A 21517-nucleotide genomic window follows, 5' to 3' on the forward strand; every position below is an offset into this window, starting at 1 on the left:
GATAAGCCATGCCACGTTCTCTCAAGAAAGGTCCTTTTATTGACCTGCACTTGCTGAAGAAGGTAGAGAAAGCGGTGGAAAGCGGAGACAAGAAGCCCCTGCGCACTTGGTCCCGTCGTTCAACGATCTTTCCTAACATGATCGGTTTGACCATCGCTGTCCATAATGGTCGTCAGCACGTTCCGGTATTTGTTTCCGACGAAATGGTCGGTCACAAACTGGGTGAATTCGCACCGACTCGTACTTATCGCGGCCACGCTGCTGATAAAAAAGCGAAGAAGAAATAAGGTAGGAGGAAGAGATGGAAACTTTAGCTCAACATCGCCATGCTCGTTCTTCTGCTCAGAAGGTTCGCCTTGTTGCAGACCTGATTCGCGGTAAGAAAGTGTCGCAGGCTCTGGATATTCTGACCTACACCAATAAGAAAGCGGCTGTACTGGTTAAGAAAGTCCTGGAATCTGCCATTGCTAACGCTGAACACAACGATGGCGCTGACATTGACGATCTGAAAGTTACGAAAATTTTCGTAGACGAAGGCCCGAGCATGAAGCGCATTATGCCGCGTGCAAAAGGTCGTGCAGATCGCATCCTGAAGCGCACCAGCCACATTACTGTGGTTGTGTCCGATCGCTGAGACTCTGGAGACTAGCAATGGGTCAGAAAGTACATCCTAATGGTATTCGCCTGGGTATTGTAAAACCATGGAACTCAACCTGGTTTGCGAACACCAAAGAATTCGCTGACAACCTGGACAGCGATTTTAAAGTACGTCAGTACCTGACTAAGGAACTGGCTAAAGCGTCTGTATCTCGTATCGTTATCGAGCGTCCGGCTAAGAGCATCCGTGTGACCATTCACACCGCTCGCCCGGGTATCGTTATCGGTAAGAAAGGCGAAGACGTAGAAAAACTGCGCAAAGTCGTAGCTGATATTGCTGGCGTTCCTGCCCAGATCAATATCGCCGAAGTGCGTAAACCTGAACTGGACGCAAAATTGGTTGCTGACAGCATCACTTCTCAGCTGGAACGTCGCGTTATGTTCCGTCGTGCTATGAAGCGTGCTGTACAGAACGCAATGCGTCTGGGCGCTAAAGGTATTAAAGTTGAAGTTAGCGGCCGTCTGGGCGGCGCGGAAATCGCACGTACCGAATGGTACCGCGAAGGTCGCGTACCTCTGCACACTCTGCGTGCTGACATCGACTACAACACCTCTGAAGCGCACACCACTTACGGTGTAATCGGCGTTAAAGTGTGGATCTTCAAAGGCGAGATCCTGGGTGGTATGGCTGCTGTTGAACAACCGGAAAAACCGGCTGCGCAACCTAAAAAGCAGCAGCGTAAAGGCCGTAAATAAGGAGCGTCGCTGATGTTACAACCAAAGCGTACAAAATTCCGTAAAATGCACAAAGGCCGTAACCGCGGTCTGGCTGCTGGCGCGGATGTTAGCTTCGGCAGCTTCGGTCTGAAAGCTGTTGGCCGTGGTCGTCTGACTGCCCGTCAGATCGAAGCAGCACGTCGTGCTATGACCCGTGCAGTTAAGCGTCAAGGTAAGATCTGGATCCGTGTATTCCCGGACAAACCGATCACTGAAAAGCCGCTGGCAGTGCGTATGGGTAAAGGTAAAGGTAACGTGGAGTATTGGGTTGCCTTGATTCAGCCGGGTAAAGTCCTGTATGAAATGGACGGCGTACCGGAAGAGCTGGCCCGTGAAGCATTCAAGCTGGCAGCAGCGAAACTGCCGATTAAAACCACCTTTGTAACTAAGACGGTGATGTAATGAAAGCAAAAGAGCTGCGTGAGAAGAGTGTTGAAGAGCTGAACACCGAGCTGCTGAATCTGCTGCGTGAGCAGTTCAACCTGCGTATGCAGGCTGCAAGTGGCCAGCTGCAACAGTCTCACCTGTTGAAGCAAGTGCGTCGTGATGTCGCACGCGTTAAGACTTTACTGACTGAGAAGGCGGGTGCGTAATGACCGATAAAATCCGTACTCTGCAAGGTCGCGTTGTTAGCGATAAAATGGAGAAATCCATCGTTGTTGCTATCGAACGTTTTGTGAAACACCCGATCTACGGTAAATTCATTAAGCGTACGACCAAACTGCACGTACATGACGAGAACAACGAATGCGGTACTGGTGACGTGGTTGAAATCCGCGAATGCCGTCCGCTGTCCAAGACTAAGTCCTGGACGCTGGTTCGCGTTGTAGAGAAAGCTGTTCTGTAATACAGTAGGCATTCTCAACGAATAAACGGCTCAGCGATGAGCCGTTTATTTTTTCTACCCATATCGTTTGAGCGGTGTTATAATGCCGCGCCCCCGATATGGGGCTTTTTTAACGACCTGATTTTCGGGTCTCAGTAGTAGTTGACATTAGCGGAGCACTAAAATGATCCAAGAACAGACTATGCTGAACGTCGCCGACAACTCCGGTGCACGTCGCGTAATGTGTATCAAGGTTCTGGGTGGCTCGCACCGTCGCTACGCAGGCGTCGGCGATATCATCAAGATCACCATCAAGGAAGCAATTCCGCGTGGTAAGGTCAAAAAAGGTGATGTGCTGAAGGCGGTAGTGGTGCGCACCAAGAAGGGTGTTCGTCGCCCGGACGGTTCTGTCATTCGCTTCGATGGTAATGCATGCGTTATTTTAAACAATAACAGCGAGCAACCTATCGGTACGCGTATTTTTGGGCCGGTAACTCGTGAACTTCGTAACGAGAAGTTCATGAAAATTATCTCTCTGGCACCAGAAGTACTCTAAGGAGCGAATCATGGCAGCGAAGATCCGTCGTGATGACGAAGTTATCGTGTTAACCGGTAAAGATAAAGGTAAACGCGGTAAAGTTAAGAATGTCTTGTCTTCCGGCAAGCTCATTGTTGAAGGTATCAACCTGGTTAAGAAACACCAGAAGCCGGTTCCGGCTCTGAACCAACCAGGCGGCATCGTTGAAAAAGAAGCTGCTATTCAGGTTTCTAACGTTGCAATCTTCAACGCGGCAACCGGCAAGGCTGACCGTGTAGGCTTTAGATTCGAAGACGGCAAAAAAGTCCGTTTCTTCAAATCTAACAGCGAAACTATCAAGTAATTTGGAGTAGTACGATGGCGAAACTGCATGATTACTACAAAGACGAAGTAGTCGCTAAACTCATGACTGAGTTTAACTACAATTCTGTCATGCAAGTCCCTCGGGTCGAGAAGATCACCCTGAACATGGGTGTTGGTGAAGCGATCGCTGACAAGAAACTGCTGGATAACGCAGCAGCTGACCTGACAGCAATCTCCGGTCAAAAACCGCTGATCACCAAAGCACGCAAATCAGTTGCAGGCTTCAAAATCCGTCAGGGCTATCCGATCGGCTGTAAAGTAACTCTGCGTGGCGAACGCATGTGGGAGTTCTTTGAGCGTCTGATCACTATTGCTGTTCCACGTATCCGTGACTTCCGTGGCCTGTCCGCTAAGTCATTCGATGGTCGTGGTAACTACAGCATGGGTGTCCGTGAGCAGATCATCTTCCCAGAAATCGACTACGATAAAGTCGACCGCGTGCGTGGTTTGGATATTACCATTACCACTACTGCGAAATCTGACGAAGAAGGCCGTGCTCTGCTGGCTGCCTTTGACTTCCCGTTCCGCAAGTAAGGTAGGGTTACTGAATGGCTAAGCAATCAATGAAAGCACGCGAAGTAAAGCGCGTAGCTTTAGCTGATAAGTACTTCGCAAAACGCGCTGAACTGAAAGCTATTATCTCTGATGTGAACGCGACCGACGAAGATCGTTGGAACGCAGTTCTGAAGCTGCAGTCTCTGCCGCGTGATTCCAGCCCGTCCCGTCAGCGTAACCGCTGCCGTCAAACAGGTCGTCCGCATGGCTATGTGGGCAAGTTCGGGTTGAGCCGTATCAAACTGCGTGAAGCCGCTATGCGCGGTGAAGTACCAGGCTTGAAAAAGGCTAGCTGGTAATTACCAATTGAATCACGGGAGTAAAGACAGATGAGCATGCAAGATCCGATCGCGGATATGCTGACCCGTATCCGTAACGGTCAGGCCGCGAATAAAGCTGCGGTCACCATGCCTTCCTCCAAGCTGAAAGTGGCAATTGCCAACGTGCTGAAGGAAGAAGGTTTTATTGAAGATTTTAAAGTTGAAGGCGACACCAAGCCGGAACTGGAACTTACTCTTAAGTATTTCCAGGGTAAAGCTGTTGTAGAAAGCATTCAGCGTGTCAGTCGCCCAGGTCTGCGCATTTATAAGCGTAAAGACGAGCTGCCGAAGGTTATGGCTGGCATGGGTATCGCAGTTGTTTCTACCTCTAAAGGTGTTATGACTGATCGTGCAGCGCGCCAGGCTGGTCTTGGTGGCGAAATTATCTGCTACGTAGCCTAATCGGAGGAAAAAATGTCTCGTGTTGCTAAAGCACCGGTCGTTATTCCTGCCGGCGTTGATGTAAAAATCAACGGTCAGGTTATTACGATCAAAGGTAAAAACGGCGAGCTGACTCGTACTCTCAACGATGCTGTTGCAGTAAATCATGCAGATAATGCACTGACCTTCGGTCCGCGTGATGGTTACGCAGATGGATGGGCTCAGGCTGGTACCGCGCGTGCCCTGCTGAATGCAATGGTTGTCGGTGTTACCGAAGGCTTCACTAAGAAGCTGCAGCTGGTTGGTGTAGGTTATCGTGCAGCGGTCAAAGGGAATGTAGTAAACCTGGCTTTAGGTTTCTCTCATCCAGTTGATCATCAGCTGCCGGCAGGTATCACTGCAGAATGTCCGACTCAGACTGAAATCGTGCTGAAAGGCGCTGATAAACAGCTGATCGGTCAGGTTGCGGCAGATCTGCGCGCCTACCGTCGTCCTGAGCCTTACAAAGGCAAGGGTGTTCGTTACGCCGACGAAGTCGTGCGTACCAAAGAGGCTAAGAAGAAGTAAGGTAACACTATGGATAAGAAATCTGCTCGTATCCGTCGTGCGACCCGCGCACGCCGCAAGCTCAAAGAGCTGGGCGCAACTCGCCTGGTGGTACATCGTACCCCGCGTCATATTTACGCACAGGTAATTGCACCGAACGGTTCTGAAGTTCTGGTAGCTGCTTCTACTGTAGAAAAAGCTATCGCTGAACAACTGAAGTACACCGGTAACAAAGACGCTGCAGCAGCTGTGGGTAAAGCTGTCGCCGAACGCGCTCTGGAAAAAGGCATCAAAGATGTGTCCTTTGACCGTTCCGGGTTCCAATATCATGGTCGTGTCCAGGCACTGGCAGATGCTGCCCGTGAAGCTGGCCTTCAGTTCTAAGGTAGAGGTGTAAGATGGCTCACATCGAAAAACAAGCTGGCGAACTGCAGGAAAAGCTGATCGCGGTAAACCGCGTATCTAAAACCGTTAAAGGTGGTCGTATTTTCTCCTTCACAGCTCTGACTGTAGTTGGCGATGGTAACGGTCGCGTTGGTTTTGGTTACGGTAAAGCGCGTGAAGTTCCAGCAGCGATCCAGAAAGCGATGGAAAAAGCCCGTCGCAATATGATTAACGTCGCGCTGAACCACGGCACCCTGCAGCACCCGGTTAAGGGTACTCACACGGGTTCTCGTGTATTCATGCAGCCGGCTTCCGAAGGTACCGGTATCATCGCCGGTGGTGCAATGCGCGCCGTTCTGGAAGTCGCTGGAGTTCGTAACGTTCTGGCTAAAGCGTATGGTTCCACTAACCCGATTAACGTGGTTCGTGCAACTATCGACGGTCTGGAAAATATGAAATCTCCGGAAATGGTCGCTGCCAAGCGTGGTAAATCCGTTGAAGAAATTCTGGGGAAATAAACCATGGCAAAGACTATTAAAATTACTCAAACCCGCAGTGCAATCGGTCGTCTGCCGAAACACAAGGCAACGCTGCTTGGCCTGGGTCTGCGTCGTATTGGTCACACCGTAGAACGCGAGGATACTCCTGCAGTTCGTGGTATGGTCAACGCGGTTTCCTTCATGGTTAAAGTTGAGGAGTAAGAGATGCGTTTAAATACTCTGTCTCCGGCCGAAGGCTCCAAAAAGGCGGGTAAACGCCTGGGTCGTGGTATCGGTTCTGGCCTCGGTAAAACCGGTGGTCGTGGTCACAAAGGTCAGAAGTCTCGTTCTGGCGGTGGCGTACGTCGCGGTTTCGAGGGTGGTCAGATGCCTCTGTACCGTCGTCTGCCGAAATTCGGCTTCACTTCACGTAAAGCAGCGATTACAGCCGAAGTTCGTCTGTCTGACCTGGCTAAAGTTGAAGGCGGTGTTGTAGACCTGAACACGCTGAAAGCAGCTAACATTATCGGTATCCAGATCGAGTTCGCGAAAGTGATCCTGGCTGGTGAAGTCACTACTCCGGTAACTGTTCGTGGCCTGCGTGTTACTAAAGGCGCTCGTGCTGCTATCGAAGCTGCTGGCGGTAAAATCGAGGAATAAGTAGCAGATGGCTAAACAACCGGGATTAGATTTTCAAAGTGCCAAAGGTGGCTTAGGCGAGCTGAAACGCAGACTGCTGTTTGTAATCGGTGCGCTTATTGTGTTCCGTATTGGCTCTTTCATTCCGATCCCTGGTATTGATGCCGCTGTACTTGCCAAACTGCTTGAGCAACAGCGAGGCACCATCATTGAAATGTTTAACATGTTCTCTGGTGGTGCTCTCAGCCGTGCTTCTATCTTTGCTCTGGGGATCATGCCGTATATTTCGGCGTCGATCATTATCCAGCTGCTGACGGTGGTTCATCCAACGCTGGCAGAAATTAAGAAAGAAGGGGAGTCTGGTCGTCGTAAGATCAGCCAGTACACCCGCTACGGTACTCTGGTGCTGGCGATATTCCAGTCGATCGGTATTGCTACCGGTCTGCCGAATATGCCTGGTATGCAGGGCCTGGTAATGAATCCAGGCTTTGCATTCTATTTCACCGCTGTTGTAAGTCTGGTTACAGGGACTATGTTCCTGATGTGGTTGGGCGAACAGATTACTGAACGTGGTATCGGCAACGGTATCTCAATCATTATCTTCGCCGGTATTGTTGCGGGACTCCCGCCAGCCATTGCCCATACTATCGAGCAAGCGCGTCAAGGCGACCTGCACTTCCTCGTGTTGCTGTTGGTTGCAGTATTAGTATTTGCAGTGACGTTCTTTGTTGTATTTGTTGAGCGTGGTCAACGCCGTATTGTGGTAAACTACGCGAAACGTCAGCAAGGTCGTCGTGTCTATGCTGCACAGAGCACACATTTACCGCTGAAAGTGAATATGGCGGGGGTAATCCCGGCAATCTTCGCTTCCAGTATTATTCTGTTCCCGGCGACCATCGCGTCATGGTTCGGGGGCGGGACTGGTTGGAACTGGCTGACAACAATTTCGCTGTATTTGCAGCCTGGGCAACCGCTTTATGTGTTACTCTATGCGTCTGCAATCATATTCTTCTGTTTCTTCTACACGGCGTTGGTTTTCAACCCGCGTGAAACAGCAGATAACCTGAAGAAGTCCGGTGCATTTGTACCAGGAATTCGTCCGGGAGAGCAAACGGCGAAGTATATCGATAAAGTAATGACCCGCCTGACTTTGGTTGGTGCGCTCTACATTACCTTTATCTGCCTGATCCCGGAGTTCATGCGTGATGCAATGAAAGTACCGTTCTACTTTGGTGGGACCTCACTGCTTATCGTTGTTGTCGTGATTATGGACTTTATGGCTCAAGTGCAAACTCTGATGATGTCAAGTCAGTACGAGTCTGCATTGAAGAAGGCGAATCTGAAAGGCTACGGCCGTTAACAGTCGCCCGAGAAGTTACGGAGAGTAAAAATGAAAGTTCGTGCTTCCGTCAAGAAATTATGCCGTAACTGCAAAATCGTTAAGCGTGATGGTGTCATCCGTGTGATTTGCAGTGCCGAGCCGAAGCATAAACAGCGCCAAGGCTGATTTATTCGCATATTTTTCTTGCAAAGTTGGGTTGAGCTGGCTAGATTAGCCAGCCAATCTTTTGTATGTCTGTGCGTTTCCATTTGAGTATCCTGAAAACGGGCTTTTCAGCATGGTGCGTACATATTAAATAGTAGGAGTGCATAGTGGCCCGTATAGCAGGCATTAACATTCCTGATCAGAAACATGCTGTGATCGCATTAACTTCGATCTACGGCGTCGGCAAGACCCGTTCTAAAGCCATTCTGGCTGCAGCGGGTATCGCTGAAGATGTTAAGATCAGTGAGCTGTCTGAAGAACAAATCGACACGCTGCGTGACGAAGTTGCCAAATTTGTCGTTGAAGGTGATCTGCGCCGTGAAGTTAGCATGAGCATCAAGCGCCTTATGGACCTTGGTTGCTATCGCGGTTTGCGTCATCGTCGTGGTCTCCCGGTTCGCGGTCAGCGTACCAAGACCAACGCACGTACCCGTAAGGGTCCGCGCAAACCGATCAAGAAATAATCGGGGTGATTGAATAATGGCAAAGGCACCAATTCGTGCACGTAAACGTGTAAGAAAACAAGTCTCTGACGGCGTGGCTCATATCCATGCTTCTTTTAACAACACCATCGTTACCATTACTGATCGTCAGGGTAACGCACTGGGTTGGGCAACAGCCGGTGGTTCCGGTTTCCGTGGTTCTCGCAAATCCACTCCGTTTGCAGCTCAGGTTGCAGCAGAGCGTTGCGCTGAAGCCGTAAAAGAATACGGTATCAAGAATCTGGAAGTTATGGTCAAAGGACCGGGTCCAGGTCGCGAATCTACTGTTCGTGCTCTGAACGCCGCTGGTTTCCGCATCACTAATATTACTGATGTGACTCCGATCCCTCATAACGGTTGTCGTCCGCCGAAAAAACGTCGCGTATAACGCTGTCGTTTCTAGGATTGTTGGAGAAAGAAAATGGCAAGATATTTGGGTCCTAAGCTCAAGCTGAGCCGTCGTGAGGGCACTGACTTATTCCTTAAGTCTGGCGTTCGCGCGATCGATACCAAGTGTAAAATTGAACAAGCTCCTGGCCAGCACGGTGCGCGTAAACCGCGTCTGTCTGACTATGGTGTGCAGTTGCGTGAAAAGCAAAAAGTTCGCCGTATCTATGGTGTGCTGGAGCGTCAGTTCCGTAACTACTACAAAGAAGCAGCACGTCTGAAAGGCAACACCGGTGAAAACCTGTTGGGTCTGCTGGAAGGTCGTCTGGACAACGTTGTATACCGTATGGGCTTCGGTGCCACTCGTGCAGAAGCACGTCAGCTGGTCAGCCATAAAGCAATTATGGTAAACGGTCGTGTTGTTAACATCGCTTCTTATCAGGTTAGTCCGAATGACGTTGTTAGCATTCGTGAGAAAGCGAAGAAGCAGTCTCGCGTGAAAGCCGCTCTGGAGCTGGCTGAGCAGCGTGAAAAGCCAACCTGGCTGGAAGTTGATGCTGGCAAGATGGAAGGTACGTTCAAGCGTAAGCCGGAGCGTTCTGATCTGTCTGCGGACATTAACGAACACCTGATCGTCGAGCTTTACTCCAAGTAAAGCTTAGTACCAAAGAGAGGACACAATGCAGGGTTCTGTGACAGAGTTTCTAAAACCGCGCCTGGTAGATATCGAGCAAGTGAGTTCGACGCACGCCAAGGTGACCCTTGAGCCTTTAGAGCGTGGCTTTGGCCATACTTTGGGTAACGCACTGCGCCGTATTCTGCTCTCATCGATGCCGGGTTGCGCGGTGACCGAGGTTGAGATTGATGGTGTACTACATGAGTACAGCACCAAAGAAGGCGTTCAGGAAGATATCCTGGAAATCCTGCTCAACCTGAAAGGGCTGGCGGTGAGAGTTCAGGGTAAAGATGACGTTATTCTTACCTTGAATAAATCTGGCATTGGCCCTGTGACTGCAGCCGACATTACCCATGATGGTGATGTCGAAATCGTCAAGCCACAGCACGTGATCTGCCACCTGACCGATGAGAACGCATCTATTAGTATGCGCATCAAAGTTCAGCGCGGTCGTGGTTATGTGCCGGCTTCTACCCGAATTCATTCGGAAGAAGATGAGCGCCCAATCGGCCGTCTGCTGGTCGACGCATGCTACAGCCCTGTAGAGCGTATTGCCTACAATGTTGAAGCAGCGCGTGTAGAACAGCGTACCGACCTGGACAAGCTGGTCATCGAAATGGAAACCAACGGCACAATCGATCCTGAAGAGGCGATTCGTCGTGCGGCAACCATTCTGGCTGAACAACTGGAAGCTTTTGTTGACTTACGTGATGTACGTCAGCCGGAAGTTAAAGAAGAGAAACCAGAATTCGATCCGATCCTGCTGCGCCCTGTTGACGATCTGGAATTGACTGTCCGCTCTGCTAACTGCCTCAAAGCAGAAGCTATCCACTATATCGGTGATCTGGTACAGCGTACTGAGGTTGAGCTTCTTAAGACGCCTAACCTTGGTAAAAAATCTCTTACTGAGATTAAAGACGTGCTGGCTTCCCGTGGACTGTCTCTGGGCATGCGCCTGGAAAACTGGCCACCGGCAAGCATCGCTGACGAGTAACCGGATCACAGGTTAAGGTTTTACTGAGAAGGATAAGGTCATGCGCCATCGTAAGAGTGGTCGTCAACTGAACCGCAACAGCAGCCATCGCCAGGCTATGTTCCGCAATATGGCAGGTTCACTGGTTCGTCATGAAATCATCAAGACGACTCTGCCGAAAGCGAAAGAGCTGCGTCGCGTAGTTGAGCCGCTGATTACTCTTGCCAAGACTGATAGCGTAGCTAATCGTCGTCTGGCATTCGCCCGTACTCGTGATAACGAGATCGTGGCAAAACTGTTTAACGAACTGGGCCCGCGTTTCGCGAGCCGCGCCGGTGGTTACACTCGCATTCTGAAGTGTGGTTTCCGTGCAGGCGACAACGCGCCGATGGCATACATCGAGCTGGTTGATCGTTCAGAGAAAACAGAAGCTGCTGCAGAGTAATCTGTAGTAACGTAAAAAAACCCGCCTCGGCGGGGTTTTTTATCCGCCATATCCCCACTTATCTACAATATCTGTACTCTTTTTGTTCATCCCCTGGAGCGTCATATGTGGTTACTGGACCAGTGGGCGGAGCGCCATATTATTGCTGCACAGTCTAAAGGCGAGTTTGATGATTTACCTGGTACAGGCGAACCGCTTACTCTTGACGATGATTCCCATATTCCGCCTGAACTCCGGGCCGGATACCGTTTATTAAAAAATGCAGGCTGCCTTCCACCTGAGCTTGAGCAGCGCAGAGAGGCGATCCAACTGCTTGAAATACTCGCGGGGATCCGCAAAGATGATCCCAGTTATCAGGAAGTCAGTCGACGGTTGTCGCTACTGGAGCTAAAACTTCGACAGGCTGGGCTTAGCACCGAGTTTTTACACGGTGAATACGCAGATAAGCTGCTACAGAAGATCAACGACAAATAGCGGAGAGAGCATGTACCGAATTGGTGAATTAGCGAAGCTGGCTGACGTGACGCCGGATACTATCCGTTACTATGAAAAGCAGCAGATGATGGAACATGAAGTACGTACCGAAGGCGGGTTTCGCCTCTACACGGAAAGTGATCTTCAGCGTCTTAAGTTTATTCGTTATGCCCGTCAGCTTGGTTTTACACTGGAGTCGATTCGCGAACTGCTTTCGATCCGCATAGATCCAGAGCACCATACCTGCCAGGAATCAAAAGGGATAGTTCAGGAAAGATTACAAGAGGTCGAAGCGCGCATAGCGGAGCTTCAGGCGATGCAACGATCGTTACAGCGATTAAATGATGCGTGCTGTGGTAAAGCACACAGCAGTGTATACTGTTCTATTCTTGAAGCACTTGAACAAGGCGCCAGCGGAACACTATCAGACCGTTGATTTTTTGCACGGTCAGGTCTACACTCCTGGCGTAAATTACCCCACAAACTGGAGAGAGTATGAGCCATTATCAGCATACCAAAGGACAGATAAAGGACAACGCCATTGAGGCGCTTCTGCATGATCCACTGTTCAGGCAGCGCGTTGAGAAAAATAAGAAAGGAAAAGGAAGTTATCTACGTAAAGGTAAACATGGCAATCGGGGAAACTGGGAGGCCAGTGGCAAGAAAGTGAAGCACTTTTTTACCACTGGCCTTTTTGTTTCAGTGAACGCTTAAGAGCGATTATTCTGTTCTTTCAGCAGGTCACGAATTTCACTTAGTAATACTTCTTCTTTAGATGGTGCTGGGGGTGCCGCTGGCTCTTCAGCTTTTTTACGATTCAATTTATTGATCAGTTTGATTGCCATAAAGATAGCAAACGCAACAATAATGAAATCGAAGACATTCTGAATGAATACGCCGTAATGCATGACCACCGCCGGGATGTCTCCCTGCGCATCACGTAACGTTAATGCAAACTGTTTAAAATCAATCCCACCAATTAGCAACCCCAGTGGCGGCATGATGATATCGGCAACCAGTGATGAAACGATCTTACCGAATGCCGCACCAATAATGACACCCACTGCCAAATCGACAACATTCCCGCGCATCGCGAATTCGCGAAACTCTTTAATAATGCTCATTTTATTCTCCCTATGCAGCTGACGTTTATAAGTTTAACAAATGTTTAGGCAATTTCCATTTATGTATTGCGGAAAGGAAAAATTATTAGGCCCTGATAAATAAAGGGAAATAAAAAAGGCGCTATATTAGCGCCTAAATTATTACAGGAAGAAGGGGCTTGGCTGGAATAAGCGCTCGACGTCGGTAATAAACTTTTTATCTGTCAGGAACATAATAACGTGATCGCCTTGTTCAATACGCAGGTTGTCATTGGCAATCATCACATCATTACCCCGTACAACAGCGCCAATAATGGTGCCGGGCGGAAGTTTAATTTCATCAATCGAGCGACCTACTACCCGTGATGTTGTCTCATCACCGTGTGCGACGGCTTCAATGGCTTCCGCTACGCCGCGGCGTAGTGATGAAACACCAACAATATCAGCTTTACGAACATGGCTCAGGAGTGCGGAGATGGTCGCCTGCTGCGGTGAAATCGCAATATCGATCACGCTGCCCTGCACCAGATCGACGTACGCTCTGCGTTGGATCAGCACCATCACTTTCTTGGCGCCCATTCGTTTAGCCAGCATCGCCGACATGATGTTAGCTTCATCGTCATTGGTCACCGCGATGAACAGATCAACCTGATCGATGTGTTCTTCCGCCAGAAGCTCTTGATCCGAAGCATCGCCAAAAAAGACGATCGTATTTTGCAGTTTCTCTGCAAGCTCCGATGCGCGCTGCTGATTACGCTCGATCAGTTTGACGCTGTAATCTTTTTCCAGACGCCGCGCGAGCCCTGCACCGATATTACCGCCACCGACTAACATAATGCGTTTGTACGGCTTTTCCAGACGCTGTAGCTCGCTCATGACGGCGCGAATGTGCTGTGATGCCGCGATAAAGAAGACTTCATCACCCGCTTCAACGATGGTAGAACCCTGCGGGCGAATTGGCCTGTCATGACGGAATATCGCCGCAACGCGGGTATCGATATGCGGCATGTGATCGCGCATTGTCGACAACGCATTACCGATTAGCGGTCCGCCGTAATAAGCTTTCACGACCGCCAGACTGACTTTGCCCTCGGCAAAATTCACGACCTGCAATGCGCCCGGATATTCAATCAGGCGATAAATGCTATCGATAACCAGTTGCTCAGGCGCAATCAGATGATCGATAGGGACGGCATCGGATTGAAATAGCTTGTCTGCATCGCGAACGTAATCCGGTGAACGAATACGGGCGATACGGTTAGGCGTATTAAACAGGGAATAAGCTACCTGGCAGGCAACCATATTTGTTTCATCTGAGCTGGTTACGGCAACCAGCATATCGGCATCGTCGGCACCAGCTTCACGCAATACACGGGGATGTGAACCATGTCCTTGCACGACGCGGAGATCAAACTTGTCCTGCAAGCTGCGCAGGCGCTCACCATTGGTATCGACTACCGTGATATCGTTGTTCTCTCCGACCAGGTTTTCAGCCAGCGTACCGCCAACTTGCCCTGCGCCAAGAATGATAATTTTCATCAGTCGCGACCCGTTATCTCATCACTTTTTGATTAGCTTAGCGTAAAAGAAGCCATCGCCATCTTCTGCACCCGGTAAATTCTGACGTCCCGGCTGCTCTGGCGTACCGGTTTCGCTTAACATCGCATCCGGTGTGCGTGCAAGGAACGCGGCGATCTGCTGTTGGTTTTCTTCTGGCAGAATAGAACAGGTTGCATAGACCAGCGTGCCGCCCGGCTTAAGGTGTGTCCAGGTCGCGTTGAGAATCTCGGCCTGCAACTGAGCGAGTTCGGCAATATCACGATCGCGACGCAACCATTTGATATCCGGATGGCGACGGATCACACCAGTGGCAGAACATGGAGCGTCCAGCAAAATACGGTCAAACTGTTGCTCACCGCACCACTGCTGCGGATAGCGACCATCACCCTGCTTCACGGTTGCTTTCATACCCAGGCGTTTCAGGTTGTCATACACGCGAGACAGGCGTTTATCGTCGACATCGACTGCCATCACGTTCGCATCTGGCGCGACCTCCAGAATGTGAGTGGTCTTGCCGCCGGGAGCGCAACATAAATCAAGGATCTGCTCTCCGTTTTGTGGCTGCAGATAGCTGACGCAACCCTGGGCAGAGGCATCCTGAACGGTGACCCAACCTTGCTCAAAACCTGGCAGGGCGAGCACGGGGGCTGGTGTTTCCAGACGGACCGCATCCGGGTAATCCGGATGAGGGAAACCGGTCAATCCTGCTTCGGCGAGTAGTTCCAGCCAGGCGTCGCGCGTATGGTGGTTGCGATTAACACGGAGCCACATTGGCGGGCGTTGGTTATTAGCCTCAAGGATGGCTTCCCATTGCTGTGGATAAGCGGCTTTAATACGTTTTACCAGCCAGGAGGGGTGTAAGAAACGTAGATCGCTTTGTGCGAACTCGGTCAGTAGTTCTTCCTGACGGCGCTGGAACTGGCGTAATACACCATTGATCAGCCCTTTCAACTGCGGACGCTTAATCACCACCGCGCCTTCTACGGTTTCGGCCAGCGCAGCATGGGGTGGGATACGGGTATGCAGCAGTTGGTAGAAGCCCACCATGATCAGGTAGTGAACGGTACGCTGTTTGCCCGTCATCGGACGTTCCATCAGTTGCTGGATCATCCACTCCAGTTGCGAGAGTGTGCGCAATACGCCGAAGCAAAGCTCTTGCAACAGCGCTTTATCTTTATCGGCAACTTTTTGCTGCATGGCGGGCAGCACATTGCTTAATGATTGCCCCTTTTCGACAACCTGCTCGACGGCCTGGGCCGCCATACTGCGTAAATTAAGATGTTTTTTCATAAGTGCAAAAATAAAAATGCCCGGTCACACCGGGCTTAAAGAGATGAACCGTCAGGCCAGACGGTTTCCGGGTACAAACCACTCCCGGCGCGAATTAAGCAGATCCTGCGCACTCATGGCTTTTTTGCCGGCAGGCTGCAAAGAGACGAGATTCAGGATGCCGTCGCTTGTTGCAACCTGGATACCCTGACGGTTCGCTTCCAGAATTGTGCCTGGTTCAGCGTTAGCGGGCGTATCGATAACCGTCGCCTGCCAAATTTTTACTGGTTGCTCGTCGATGACGATATAGCTCATTGGCCACGGGTTAAAGGCGCGTATGCAGCGCTCCAACTGAGCGGCCGAAAGTGACCAGTCGATACGGGCCTCTTCTTTACTGAGTTTCTCTGCATGCGTAACCAGTGATTCATCTTGTACCACGGGTTTTATCGTGCCAGCAGCCAACTGTTTTAGCGTTTCAATCAGCCCCTGAGGCCCCAGGTCCGCCAGCTTGTCGTATAAAGAACCGCTGGTATCTTCTGCCGTAATCGGGCAGGAGAGCTTAAGCAACATATCACCGGTGTCGAGACCAACATCCATTTGCATGATGGTAACGCCCGTTTCGCTATCGCCAGCCCACAGTGAACGTTGAATCGGTGCTGCGCCACGCCAGCGTGGAAGCAGGGAACCGTGAACGTTGATACAACCCAGGCGCGGCATTTCCAGCACGGCTTTTGGCAGAATCAGTCCATATGCCACTACCACCATCACGTCTGCGTGTAAATCAGCAACCAACTGTTGGTTTTCCTGAGGGCGAAGAGAGACGGGCTGGAAAACCGGTATCCCTTTTTCTTCTGCCAACACTTTTACCGGGCTGGGCATCAGCTTTTTACCGCGTCCCGCAGGGCGGTCCGGTTGGGTAAACACGCCAACGACGTTATGTCCAGAAGACAACAGCGCGTCAAGGTGACGCGCTGCAAAGTCAGGTGTACCCGCAAAAATAATACGTAGTGAGTCTGACACGTTGATTCTTGTCCTTAAGCTCGGGCGTTCAGGCGGTCGAGTTTTTCAACTTTCTGACGAATACGTTGTTGCTTCAACGGAGACAGATAATCGATAAACAGTTTACCGACCAGGTGATCCATTTCATGCTGAATGCAGATAGCGAGCAGGCCATCGGCTTCCAGTTCAAAAGATTTACCGTCGCGATTGAGTGCACGAATTTTTACTTTCTCAGCGCGTGGTACTAACGCACGCTGTTCGGGGATAGACAGGCAACCTTCTTCAATGCCGGTTTCGCCATCTTTCTCCAGCAGCTCTGGGTTGATTAAAACCAACTGCTCGTCGCGATTTTCAGAGACATCAATAACAATGATGCGCTGATGGATGTCGACCTGTGTTGCCGCCAGACCGATACCCTCTTCTGCGTACATCGTTTCGAACATATCATCAACGATACGCTGAATTTCTGCATTCACTTCTTCAACCGGTTTTGCGACTTTGCGAAGGCGCTCGTCCGGAATATGTAACACTTGCAAAACTGACATAGTTATCCAGAGTTGTGTTCAGGAGTTGAAAAGATTATTACCTCTATTCTAGACAAAACCCCCTCTGATTGACAGCATCAGTGACCAATCGCAAAGATTGCCAGGACTGCTTGTGGCAGGGGAACAGGGATGACCCAAATTGAAATTTGGCTACGTTTAGCGCAAGTGAATGAACTGTATGGTGATGAGATGGTGCGCCTTGCCCACTGGCTCAATGCCCAACCTTGTATTAACAACACGATCCTCCAGCACGCAGGATTATCTTCCCGCCAGGCAATGCGCTTTTTAACCTTTTCAGAGCAGTCACTGGAAAAAACGCTGCGCTGGTTGGAGCAGCCGAATCACCATTTAGTGGTTGCCGACAGCGAGCATTATCCGTCCCAGCTGCGCGCGATTGAAGATTACCCTGGGGTGCTTTTCGTTGCCGGTACTCCCGCATGCCTGCATTCATTTCAGGTGGCCGTCGTCGGTAGTCGCCAGCATTCATGGTATGGCGAACGTTGGGGGCGATTATTTTGCGAAAAGCTTGCCGCGTTTGGGGTGACGATAACCAGTGGGCTGGCCCGAGGGATTGATGGCGTGGCGCATCATGCGGCGATAAACCGACAAGGCACGAGTATTGCGGTGCTGGGAAATGGGCTTGAGACCATTCATCCACGACAGCATGTCCGTCTCGCCGAACGTCTGATCGATTCCGGAGGCGCATTGGTGTCTGAGTTCCCATTAGATACGCTCCCGCTGCCGCGCAATTTTCCCCGACGAAATCGCATTATCAGTGGTCTAAGTAAAGGTGTCCTGGTCGTTGAGGCCGCGCAACGTAGCGGTTCATTGGTCACGGCACGCTGTGCGCTGGAGCAGGGGAGGGAGGTTTTTGCTTTGCCTGGGCCGATTGGGAGTCCGGGAAGTGAAGGCCCACATTGGCTTATTCAGCAGGGAGCCACGCTTGTGACCGCACCAGAGGAAATTCTGGAAAATTTGCAATATGGGCTGCAATGGTTGCCAGATGAACCTGAAAAATCAATTTATTCGCCAGATCACGAAGAGGTGGCATTGCCATTTCCTGAGCTCCTGGCTAACGTAGGAGATGAGGTAACACCTGTTGACGTCGTCGCTGAACGTGCCGGCCAACCTGTGCCAGAGGTAGTGGCTCAACTACTCGAACTGGAGTTAGCAGGATGGATCGCAGCTGTACCCGGCGGCTATGTCCGATTGAGGAGGGCATGCCATGTTCGACGTACTAATGTATTTGTTTGAGACATATATCCATAACGAAGCTGAGCTGCGAGTGGATCAGGACAAACTGGAACGGGATCTTACCGACGCTGGTTTTGATCGTGAAGACATCTACAACGCGTTACTGTGGCTGGAAAAGCTTGCTGATTATCAGGATGGCCTTGCCGAACCTATGCAGCTAGCATCTGATCCTCTTTCTCTGCGTATTTATACTGCAGAAGAATGTGAACGGCTGGATGCGAGTTGTCGCGGATTCTTGCTATTCCTGGAGCAGATTCAGGTGCTAAACCTCGAAACGCGAGAAATGGTAATTGAGCGCGTACTCGCGCTGGATACGGCAGAGTTTGATCTGGAAGACCTGAAGTGGGTGATCCTGATGGTGCTATTCAACATTCCAGGTTGTGAAAATGCCTATCAGCAAATGGAAGAATTACTCTTTGAAGTGAATGAAGGTATGCTGCATTAATCAATCTTCATTCAGTATGAGTTGTTATGGCTAAATCAGCACTGTTTACGGTGCGTAAAAACGAGCCCTGCCCACAATGCGGGGCTGAACTGGTTATTCGCTCCGGGAAACACGGCCCGTTTCTCGGTTGTTCACACTATCCAGAATGCGATTATATCCGTCCGCTGAAATCATCTGCAGACGGGCATATTGTCAAAGTTCTGGAGGGTAAGTTTTGCCCTGCATGTGGCGCTGAGTTGGTATTGCGACAGGGGCGATTCGGTATGTTTATCGGATGCAGTGACTATCCTGCATGCGAGCACACCGAGCTTATCGACAAGCCTGATGAAACAGCAATAGTCTGTCCTCAATGCCAGACCGGTCACCTGGTCCAGCGGCGTTCCCGTTATGGCAAAACTTTTTACTCCTGCGATCGCTATCCGGAGTGCCAGTTTGTTATTAACTTCAAACCGTTAGCTGGAGAATGTCCAGAGTGCCATTATCCGCTACTCATCGAAAAGAAAACCGCGCAGGGTGTGAAGCATTTCTGTGCCAGTAAACAATGTGGAAAGCCGATTTCGGCGGAATAAAAAAGTGAATAATAACCTGCCCACAGGCCCTATCGCTGCTGCAATAGAGGTACTGAACCAAGAGAAAGTCATCGCCTATCCAACAGAAGCTGTATTTGGTGTCGGCTGCGATCCCGACAGCGAAACGGCAGTAAGTCGTTTGTTGGAATTAAAACAACGTCCGGTCGAGAAAGGCTTAATTTTGATTGCGGCCAACTTTGAGCAACTTAAGCCCTATATTGACGATAGCTCGCTTACTGATACTCAACGTGAGGCTATCTTCGCTCGCTGGCCTGGTCCCGTCACCTTTGTTTTCCCGGCGCTTGCGACTACACCTCGTTGGTTGACCGGTCGTTTTGATTCGCTGGCCGTGCGTGTCACCGATCATCCGCTGGTGGTTGCACTGTGCCAGGCTTATGGCAAACCTATAGTTTCCACCAGTGCTAATTTGAGTGGCTTACCGCCTTGCCGAACGGTAGAGGAAGTCCGCGCGCAGTTCGGTACAGACTTTCCCGTTGTTGAAGGAGAGACCGGAGGGCGATTGAATCCTTCGGAGATCCGTGATGCACTGACGGGTGAACAGTTTCGACAGGGGTAATATGAAAGAAGCCTATGCTGTTTTTGGTAATCCGATAGCGCACAGTAAATCGCCTTTTATCCATCAGCAATTTGCAGAGCAACTGAAGATTGATTACTCCTATGGACGTGTACTGGCGCCGATCAATGACTTTGTGAATTCGCTGAACGCCTTTTTTGCTGAGGGTGGTAAGGGGGCAAATGTCACCGTTCCTTTTAAAGAAGAGGCGTTTGCGCGTGCCGATGAATTAACAGAGCGGGCATCGCTAGCTGGAGCAGTTAACACCCTTAAACGGCTGGAGGATGGACGTTTGCTGGGAGATAACACGGATGGTATCGGTTTATTAAGCGATCTTGAGCGTTTATCTTTCATTCGTCCCGGATCGCGAATTCTGCTGATTGGTGCGGGTGGTGCATCCCGTGGGGTATTGCTACCTCTTCTTTCTATGGATTGTGCGGTAACCATTGTTAATCGTACGGCCTACCGCGCTGAAGAATTGGCACAGCTCTTCTCTCATACCGGTAGCGTGCAGGCGGTGGGAATGGACGAACTTGATAATCACAGCTTTGATCTGATTATTAACGCGACGTCCAGCGGTATTAGCGGTGAGGTCCCGTCTATTCCTGCATCTCTTATCCATCCCTCCGTCTACTGCTACGACATGTTTTATCAGAAAGGGAATACGCCGTTCCTTTCCTGGTGTGAAAAGCATGGGGCGAAACAGTATGCCGATGGTCTGGGGATGCTGGTGGGGCAAGCTGCACATGCTGTTTTACTCTGGCATGGTGTTTTACCCCAGATTGAGCCGGTCATTAAAAGCATGCGACAGGAATTGTCGGCATGAATCAGGCGATCCAGTTTCCCGATCGAGAAGAATGGCGGACGGATGTAAATGCCATTGTTTTCCCTGCAATGGTTCATGGTATGCAGTTAACATGTGCCATATCGGGAAAGATGTTGGCGTCCCGCTTTGGCGGCGACACGCCTGAACAGTGGCTGGAAACCTTTCGATTACATCGCTGGGACCTGGAAGAAGAGGCCGAAGCATTGATCCAGGACCAGCAGGAAGACGCTCAGGGTTGGGTGTGGTTACTCTGACTTAAATACTCATCTTTCCACTTAACATAGTTGTTAGCTGAGTATTGCAAGCCTGCTTTCTCTTCATCGCTTAATGGACGAATCTGCTTAACCGGGCTTCCCAGGTACAGATATCCACTCTGCAGGCGTTTGTTTTGCGGAACCAGGCTTCCCGCCCCAATCATAACGTCGTCTTCAACAACGACACCGTCCAACAGAATCGATCCCATGCCGACTAATACGCGGTTACCAATGGTACAACCGTGCAGCATGACTTTATGACCAACTGTGACATCTTCACCTACGATCAGCGGATTACCCTGCGGATTGGATGTAGATTTATGTGTGACATGTAGAACGCTGCCGTCCTGAATGTTTGTACGCGCACCGATTTGCACGTAGTTCACGTCGCCACGGATCGCGACCAGTGGCCAAATTCCGACATCATCAGCCAAACGAGCATCGCCAATGACGACACTACTGGTGTCGATCATCACGCGTTTTCCGATCTGTGGGAAAAGATCCTTATAAGGGCGCAGTACATCAGACATGTTTACCTCAGCGAAAATAGAGCGGTAATGAAGACTTTGGTTGGATTATCGAGACTGTGCAAGTGATTTATCTATCAAAAATCAGCCAAATTGCGCAGGAATATAGCGAAAGGGGTGAAAAACAAGCATTCAGCAAAAAAGATCCAAAAAACACTTGTGCTAAAAAATGGGATCCCTATAATGCGCCTCCATCGACACGGC

The 21517-nt window shown here is 50.3% G+C and carries 38 protein-coding genes; 32 read left to right on the plus strand and 6 right to left on the minus strand.

Features of this window, described 5'->3' with window-relative positions:
* Positions 1 to 8: 8 nt before the first annotated feature.
* The 26 genes from rpsS to FDW97_RS19475 all read left to right on the plus strand — a co-directional run bounded on the left by rpsS (position 9) and on the right by FDW97_RS19475 (position 12102).
* Positions 9 to 287, plus strand: coding sequence for a 30S ribosomal protein S19 (rpsS, locus tag FDW97_RS19350; RefSeq protein ID WP_001138115.1), 279 nt, complete (start codon positions 9 to 11; stop codon positions 285 to 287).
* A gap of 14 nt (positions 288 to 301) precedes the next feature.
* Entirely contained in the window at positions 302 to 634 is a 333-nt protein-coding gene (gene rplV, locus FDW97_RS19355) for a 50S ribosomal protein L22 (protein WP_000448832.1), read from the plus strand.
* A 17-nt stretch (positions 635 to 651) separates the two neighbouring features.
* Complete coding sequence (gene rpsC, locus FDW97_RS19360) at positions 652 to 1353, plus strand: 30S ribosomal protein S3 (RefSeq protein WP_000529945.1); 702 nt, start codon at positions 652 to 654, stop codon at positions 1351 to 1353.
* Positions 1354 to 1365: 12 nt separating this feature from the next.
* A complete protein-coding gene (gene rplP / locus FDW97_RS19365; protein ID WP_000941208.1) occupies positions 1366 to 1776 on the plus strand; it encodes a 50S ribosomal protein L16 in 411 nt (136 codons plus the stop codon).
* The gene (rpmC, locus tag FDW97_RS19370) at positions 1776 to 1967 is read left to right on the plus strand and encodes a 50S ribosomal protein L29 (protein WP_000644742.1); all 192 of its coding nucleotides are present in this window, start codon (positions 1776 to 1778) and stop codon (positions 1965 to 1967) included. The genes rplP and rpmC overlap by 1 nt, the downstream gene beginning before the upstream one ends.
* The gene (rpsQ, locus tag FDW97_RS19375) at positions 1967 to 2221 is read left to right on the plus strand and encodes a 30S ribosomal protein S17 (RefSeq protein WP_003031120.1); all 255 of its coding nucleotides are present in this window, start codon (positions 1967 to 1969) and stop codon (positions 2219 to 2221) included. Before rpmC ends, rpsQ begins: the two co-directional genes overlap by 1 nt.
* A 163-nt stretch (positions 2222 to 2384) precedes the next feature.
* The gene (gene rplN / locus FDW97_RS19380; protein ID WP_000613954.1) at positions 2385 to 2756 is read left to right on the plus strand and encodes a 50S ribosomal protein L14; all 372 of its coding nucleotides are present in this window, start codon (positions 2385 to 2387) and stop codon (positions 2754 to 2756) included.
* A 10-nt stretch (positions 2757 to 2766) separates the two neighbouring features.
* Entirely contained in the window at positions 2767 to 3081 is a 315-nt protein-coding gene (gene rplX, locus FDW97_RS19385; protein WP_004106345.1) for a 50S ribosomal protein L24, read from the plus strand.
* 14 nt (positions 3082 to 3095) lie between these two features.
* Entirely contained in the window at positions 3096 to 3635 is a 540-nt protein-coding gene (rplE, locus tag FDW97_RS19390) for a 50S ribosomal protein L5 (protein ID WP_003031123.1), read from the plus strand.
* Between the two features lie 14 nt (positions 3636 to 3649).
* A complete protein-coding gene (gene rpsN / locus FDW97_RS19395) occupies positions 3650 to 3955 on the plus strand; it encodes a 30S ribosomal protein S14 (RefSeq protein ID WP_003031125.1) in 306 nt (101 codons plus the stop codon).
* 30 nt (positions 3956 to 3985) lie between these two features.
* On the plus strand, positions 3986 to 4378 hold the full coding sequence (gene rpsH, locus FDW97_RS19400; RefSeq protein ID WP_003031127.1) for a 30S ribosomal protein S8: 393 nt from the start codon (positions 3986 to 3988) through the stop codon (positions 4376 to 4378).
* Positions 4379 to 4390: 12 nt separating this feature from the next.
* Positions 4391 to 4924, plus strand: a complete 534-nt coding sequence (gene rplF / locus FDW97_RS19405) for a 50S ribosomal protein L6 (RefSeq protein ID WP_006687355.1) — start codon at positions 4391 to 4393, stop codon at positions 4922 to 4924.
* A gap of 9 nt (positions 4925 to 4933) precedes the next feature.
* A complete protein-coding gene (gene rplR / locus FDW97_RS19410; protein WP_000358956.1) occupies positions 4934 to 5287 on the plus strand; it encodes a 50S ribosomal protein L18 in 354 nt (117 codons plus the stop codon).
* Between the two features lie 14 nt (positions 5288 to 5301).
* Entirely contained in the window at positions 5302 to 5805 is a 504-nt protein-coding gene (rpsE, locus tag FDW97_RS19415) for a 30S ribosomal protein S5 (protein WP_003031131.1), read from the plus strand.
* 3 nt (positions 5806 to 5808) lie between these two features.
* Positions 5809 to 5988, plus strand: a complete 180-nt coding sequence (gene rpmD, locus FDW97_RS19420) for a 50S ribosomal protein L30 (protein WP_001140434.1) — start codon at positions 5809 to 5811, stop codon at positions 5986 to 5988.
* A gap of 3 nt (positions 5989 to 5991) precedes the next feature.
* The gene (gene rplO, locus FDW97_RS19425; RefSeq protein ID WP_001238917.1) at positions 5992 to 6426 is read left to right on the plus strand and encodes a 50S ribosomal protein L15; all 435 of its coding nucleotides are present in this window, start codon (positions 5992 to 5994) and stop codon (positions 6424 to 6426) included.
* Positions 6427 to 6433: 7 nt separating this feature from the next.
* Positions 6434 to 7765, plus strand: a complete 1332-nt coding sequence (gene secY, locus FDW97_RS19430) for a preprotein translocase subunit SecY (RefSeq protein ID WP_001118864.1) — start codon at positions 6434 to 6436, stop codon at positions 7763 to 7765.
* A gap of 30 nt (positions 7766 to 7795) precedes the next feature.
* Positions 7796 to 7912, plus strand: a complete 117-nt coding sequence (gene rpmJ / locus FDW97_RS19435) for a 50S ribosomal protein L36 (RefSeq protein WP_000868187.1) — start codon at positions 7796 to 7798, stop codon at positions 7910 to 7912.
* Between the two features lie 146 nt (positions 7913 to 8058).
* Positions 8059 to 8415, plus strand: a complete 357-nt coding sequence (gene rpsM / locus FDW97_RS19440) for a 30S ribosomal protein S13 (RefSeq protein WP_003031135.1) — start codon at positions 8059 to 8061, stop codon at positions 8413 to 8415.
* Between the two features lie 16 nt (positions 8416 to 8431).
* Positions 8432 to 8821, plus strand: a complete 390-nt coding sequence (rpsK, locus tag FDW97_RS19445) for a 30S ribosomal protein S11 (RefSeq protein WP_003031137.1) — start codon at positions 8432 to 8434, stop codon at positions 8819 to 8821.
* Between the two features lie 33 nt (positions 8822 to 8854).
* A complete protein-coding gene (rpsD, locus tag FDW97_RS19450) occupies positions 8855 to 9475 on the plus strand; it encodes a 30S ribosomal protein S4 (protein ID WP_003031138.1) in 621 nt (206 codons plus the stop codon).
* Between the two features lie 25 nt (positions 9476 to 9500).
* Positions 9501 to 10490, plus strand: coding sequence for a DNA-directed RNA polymerase subunit alpha (gene rpoA, locus FDW97_RS19455; protein ID WP_003031139.1), 990 nt, complete (start codon positions 9501 to 9503; stop codon positions 10488 to 10490).
* 40 nt (positions 10491 to 10530) lie between these two features.
* Positions 10531 to 10914: a 50S ribosomal protein L17 gene (gene rplQ, locus FDW97_RS19460; RefSeq protein ID WP_001216370.1), complete on the plus strand. Its 384-nt coding sequence runs from the start codon at positions 10531 to 10533 to the stop codon at positions 10912 to 10914.
* A gap of 105 nt (positions 10915 to 11019) precedes the next feature.
* Positions 11020 to 11388, plus strand: coding sequence for a DUF1992 domain-containing protein (locus tag FDW97_RS19465; RefSeq protein WP_038634662.1), 369 nt, complete (start codon positions 11020 to 11022; stop codon positions 11386 to 11388).
* A gap of 10 nt (positions 11389 to 11398) precedes the next feature.
* On the plus strand, positions 11399 to 11824 hold the full coding sequence (gene zntR / locus FDW97_RS19470) for a Zn(2+)-responsive transcriptional regulator (protein WP_038634659.1): 426 nt from the start codon (positions 11399 to 11401) through the stop codon (positions 11822 to 11824).
* Positions 11825 to 11883: 59 nt separating this feature from the next.
* A complete protein-coding gene (locus FDW97_RS19475) occupies positions 11884 to 12102 on the plus strand; it encodes an alternative ribosome-rescue factor A (RefSeq protein ID WP_137351502.1) in 219 nt (72 codons plus the stop codon).
* Here the strand turns inward: FDW97_RS19475 and mscL are convergent.
* From mscL to def, 5 genes are all read right to left on the minus strand, one after another.
* Positions 12099 to 12512, minus strand: coding sequence for a large-conductance mechanosensitive channel protein MscL (gene mscL / locus FDW97_RS19480; RefSeq protein ID WP_003031152.1), 414 nt, complete (start codon positions 12510 to 12512; stop codon positions 12099 to 12101). The genes FDW97_RS19475 and mscL overlap by 4 nt on opposite strands.
* 141 nt (positions 12513 to 12653) lie before the next feature.
* A complete protein-coding gene (gene trkA / locus FDW97_RS19485) occupies positions 12654 to 14030 on the minus strand; it encodes a Trk system potassium transporter TrkA (protein WP_006687350.1) in 1377 nt (458 codons plus the stop codon).
* Between the two features lie 21 nt (positions 14031 to 14051).
* Positions 14052 to 15341, minus strand: coding sequence for a 16S rRNA (cytosine(967)-C(5))-methyltransferase RsmB (gene rsmB, locus FDW97_RS19490; RefSeq protein WP_137351503.1), 1290 nt, complete (start codon positions 15339 to 15341; stop codon positions 14052 to 14054).
* Between the two features lie 51 nt (positions 15342 to 15392).
* Positions 15393 to 16340 carry a methionyl-tRNA formyltransferase gene (fmt, locus tag FDW97_RS19495; RefSeq protein ID WP_121529618.1) on the minus strand — a complete coding sequence of 316 codons (948 nt, stop codon included), beginning with the start codon at positions 16338 to 16340 and terminating at the stop codon, positions 15393 to 15395.
* Between the two features lie 14 nt (positions 16341 to 16354).
* Complete coding sequence (gene def / locus FDW97_RS19500) at positions 16355 to 16864, minus strand: peptide deformylase (RefSeq protein ID WP_038634641.1); 510 nt, start codon at positions 16862 to 16864, stop codon at positions 16355 to 16357.
* A gap of 129 nt (positions 16865 to 16993) precedes the next feature.
* Between def and dprA the strand changes: the two genes are divergently transcribed.
* From dprA to FDW97_RS19530, 6 genes are read left to right on the plus strand one after another with little or no spacing between them, the layout of a single operon-like run.
* Positions 16994 to 18118 (plus strand): DNA-protecting protein DprA, encoded by a 1125-nt coding sequence (gene dprA / locus FDW97_RS19505; RefSeq protein ID WP_085049666.1) that lies wholly within the window; start codon positions 16994 to 16996, stop codon positions 18116 to 18118.
* Positions 18090 to 18563 (plus strand): DUF494 family protein Smg, encoded by a 474-nt coding sequence (smg, locus tag FDW97_RS19510; protein WP_038634635.1) that lies wholly within the window; start codon positions 18090 to 18092, stop codon positions 18561 to 18563. Before dprA ends, smg begins: the two co-directional genes overlap by 29 nt.
* A 26-nt stretch (positions 18564 to 18589) precedes the next feature.
* Complete coding sequence (locus FDW97_RS19515; protein ID WP_069325294.1) at positions 18590 to 19132, plus strand: type I DNA topoisomerase; 543 nt, start codon at positions 18590 to 18592, stop codon at positions 19130 to 19132.
* A gap of 4 nt (positions 19133 to 19136) precedes the next feature.
* A complete protein-coding gene (gene tsaC, locus FDW97_RS19520) occupies positions 19137 to 19709 on the plus strand; it encodes an L-threonylcarbamoyladenylate synthase type 1 TsaC (protein ID WP_137351504.1) in 573 nt (190 codons plus the stop codon).
* Between the two features lies 1 nt (position 19710).
* Positions 19711 to 20532: a shikimate dehydrogenase gene (gene aroE, locus FDW97_RS19525; RefSeq protein ID WP_137351505.1), complete on the plus strand. Its 822-nt coding sequence runs from the start codon at positions 19711 to 19713 to the stop codon at positions 20530 to 20532.
* On the plus strand, positions 20529 to 20786 hold the full coding sequence (locus tag FDW97_RS19530) for a DUF1488 domain-containing protein (RefSeq protein ID WP_038634625.1): 258 nt from the start codon (positions 20529 to 20531) through the stop codon (positions 20784 to 20786). Before aroE ends, FDW97_RS19530 begins: the two co-directional genes overlap by 4 nt.
* Here FDW97_RS19530 and FDW97_RS19535 read toward each other — a convergent pair.
* Complete coding sequence (locus tag FDW97_RS19535) at positions 20762 to 21316, minus strand: gamma carbonic anhydrase family protein (RefSeq protein WP_137351506.1); 555 nt, start codon at positions 21314 to 21316, stop codon at positions 20762 to 20764. The genes FDW97_RS19530 and FDW97_RS19535 overlap by 25 nt on opposite strands.
* Positions 21317 to 21517 lie beyond the last annotated feature (201 nt).

Origin of the sequence: Citrobacter sp. wls708 (assembly GCF_005281255.1) — a bacterium.
GTDB lineage: Bacteria > Pseudomonadota > Gammaproteobacteria > Enterobacterales > Enterobacteriaceae > Citrobacter > Citrobacter werkmanii.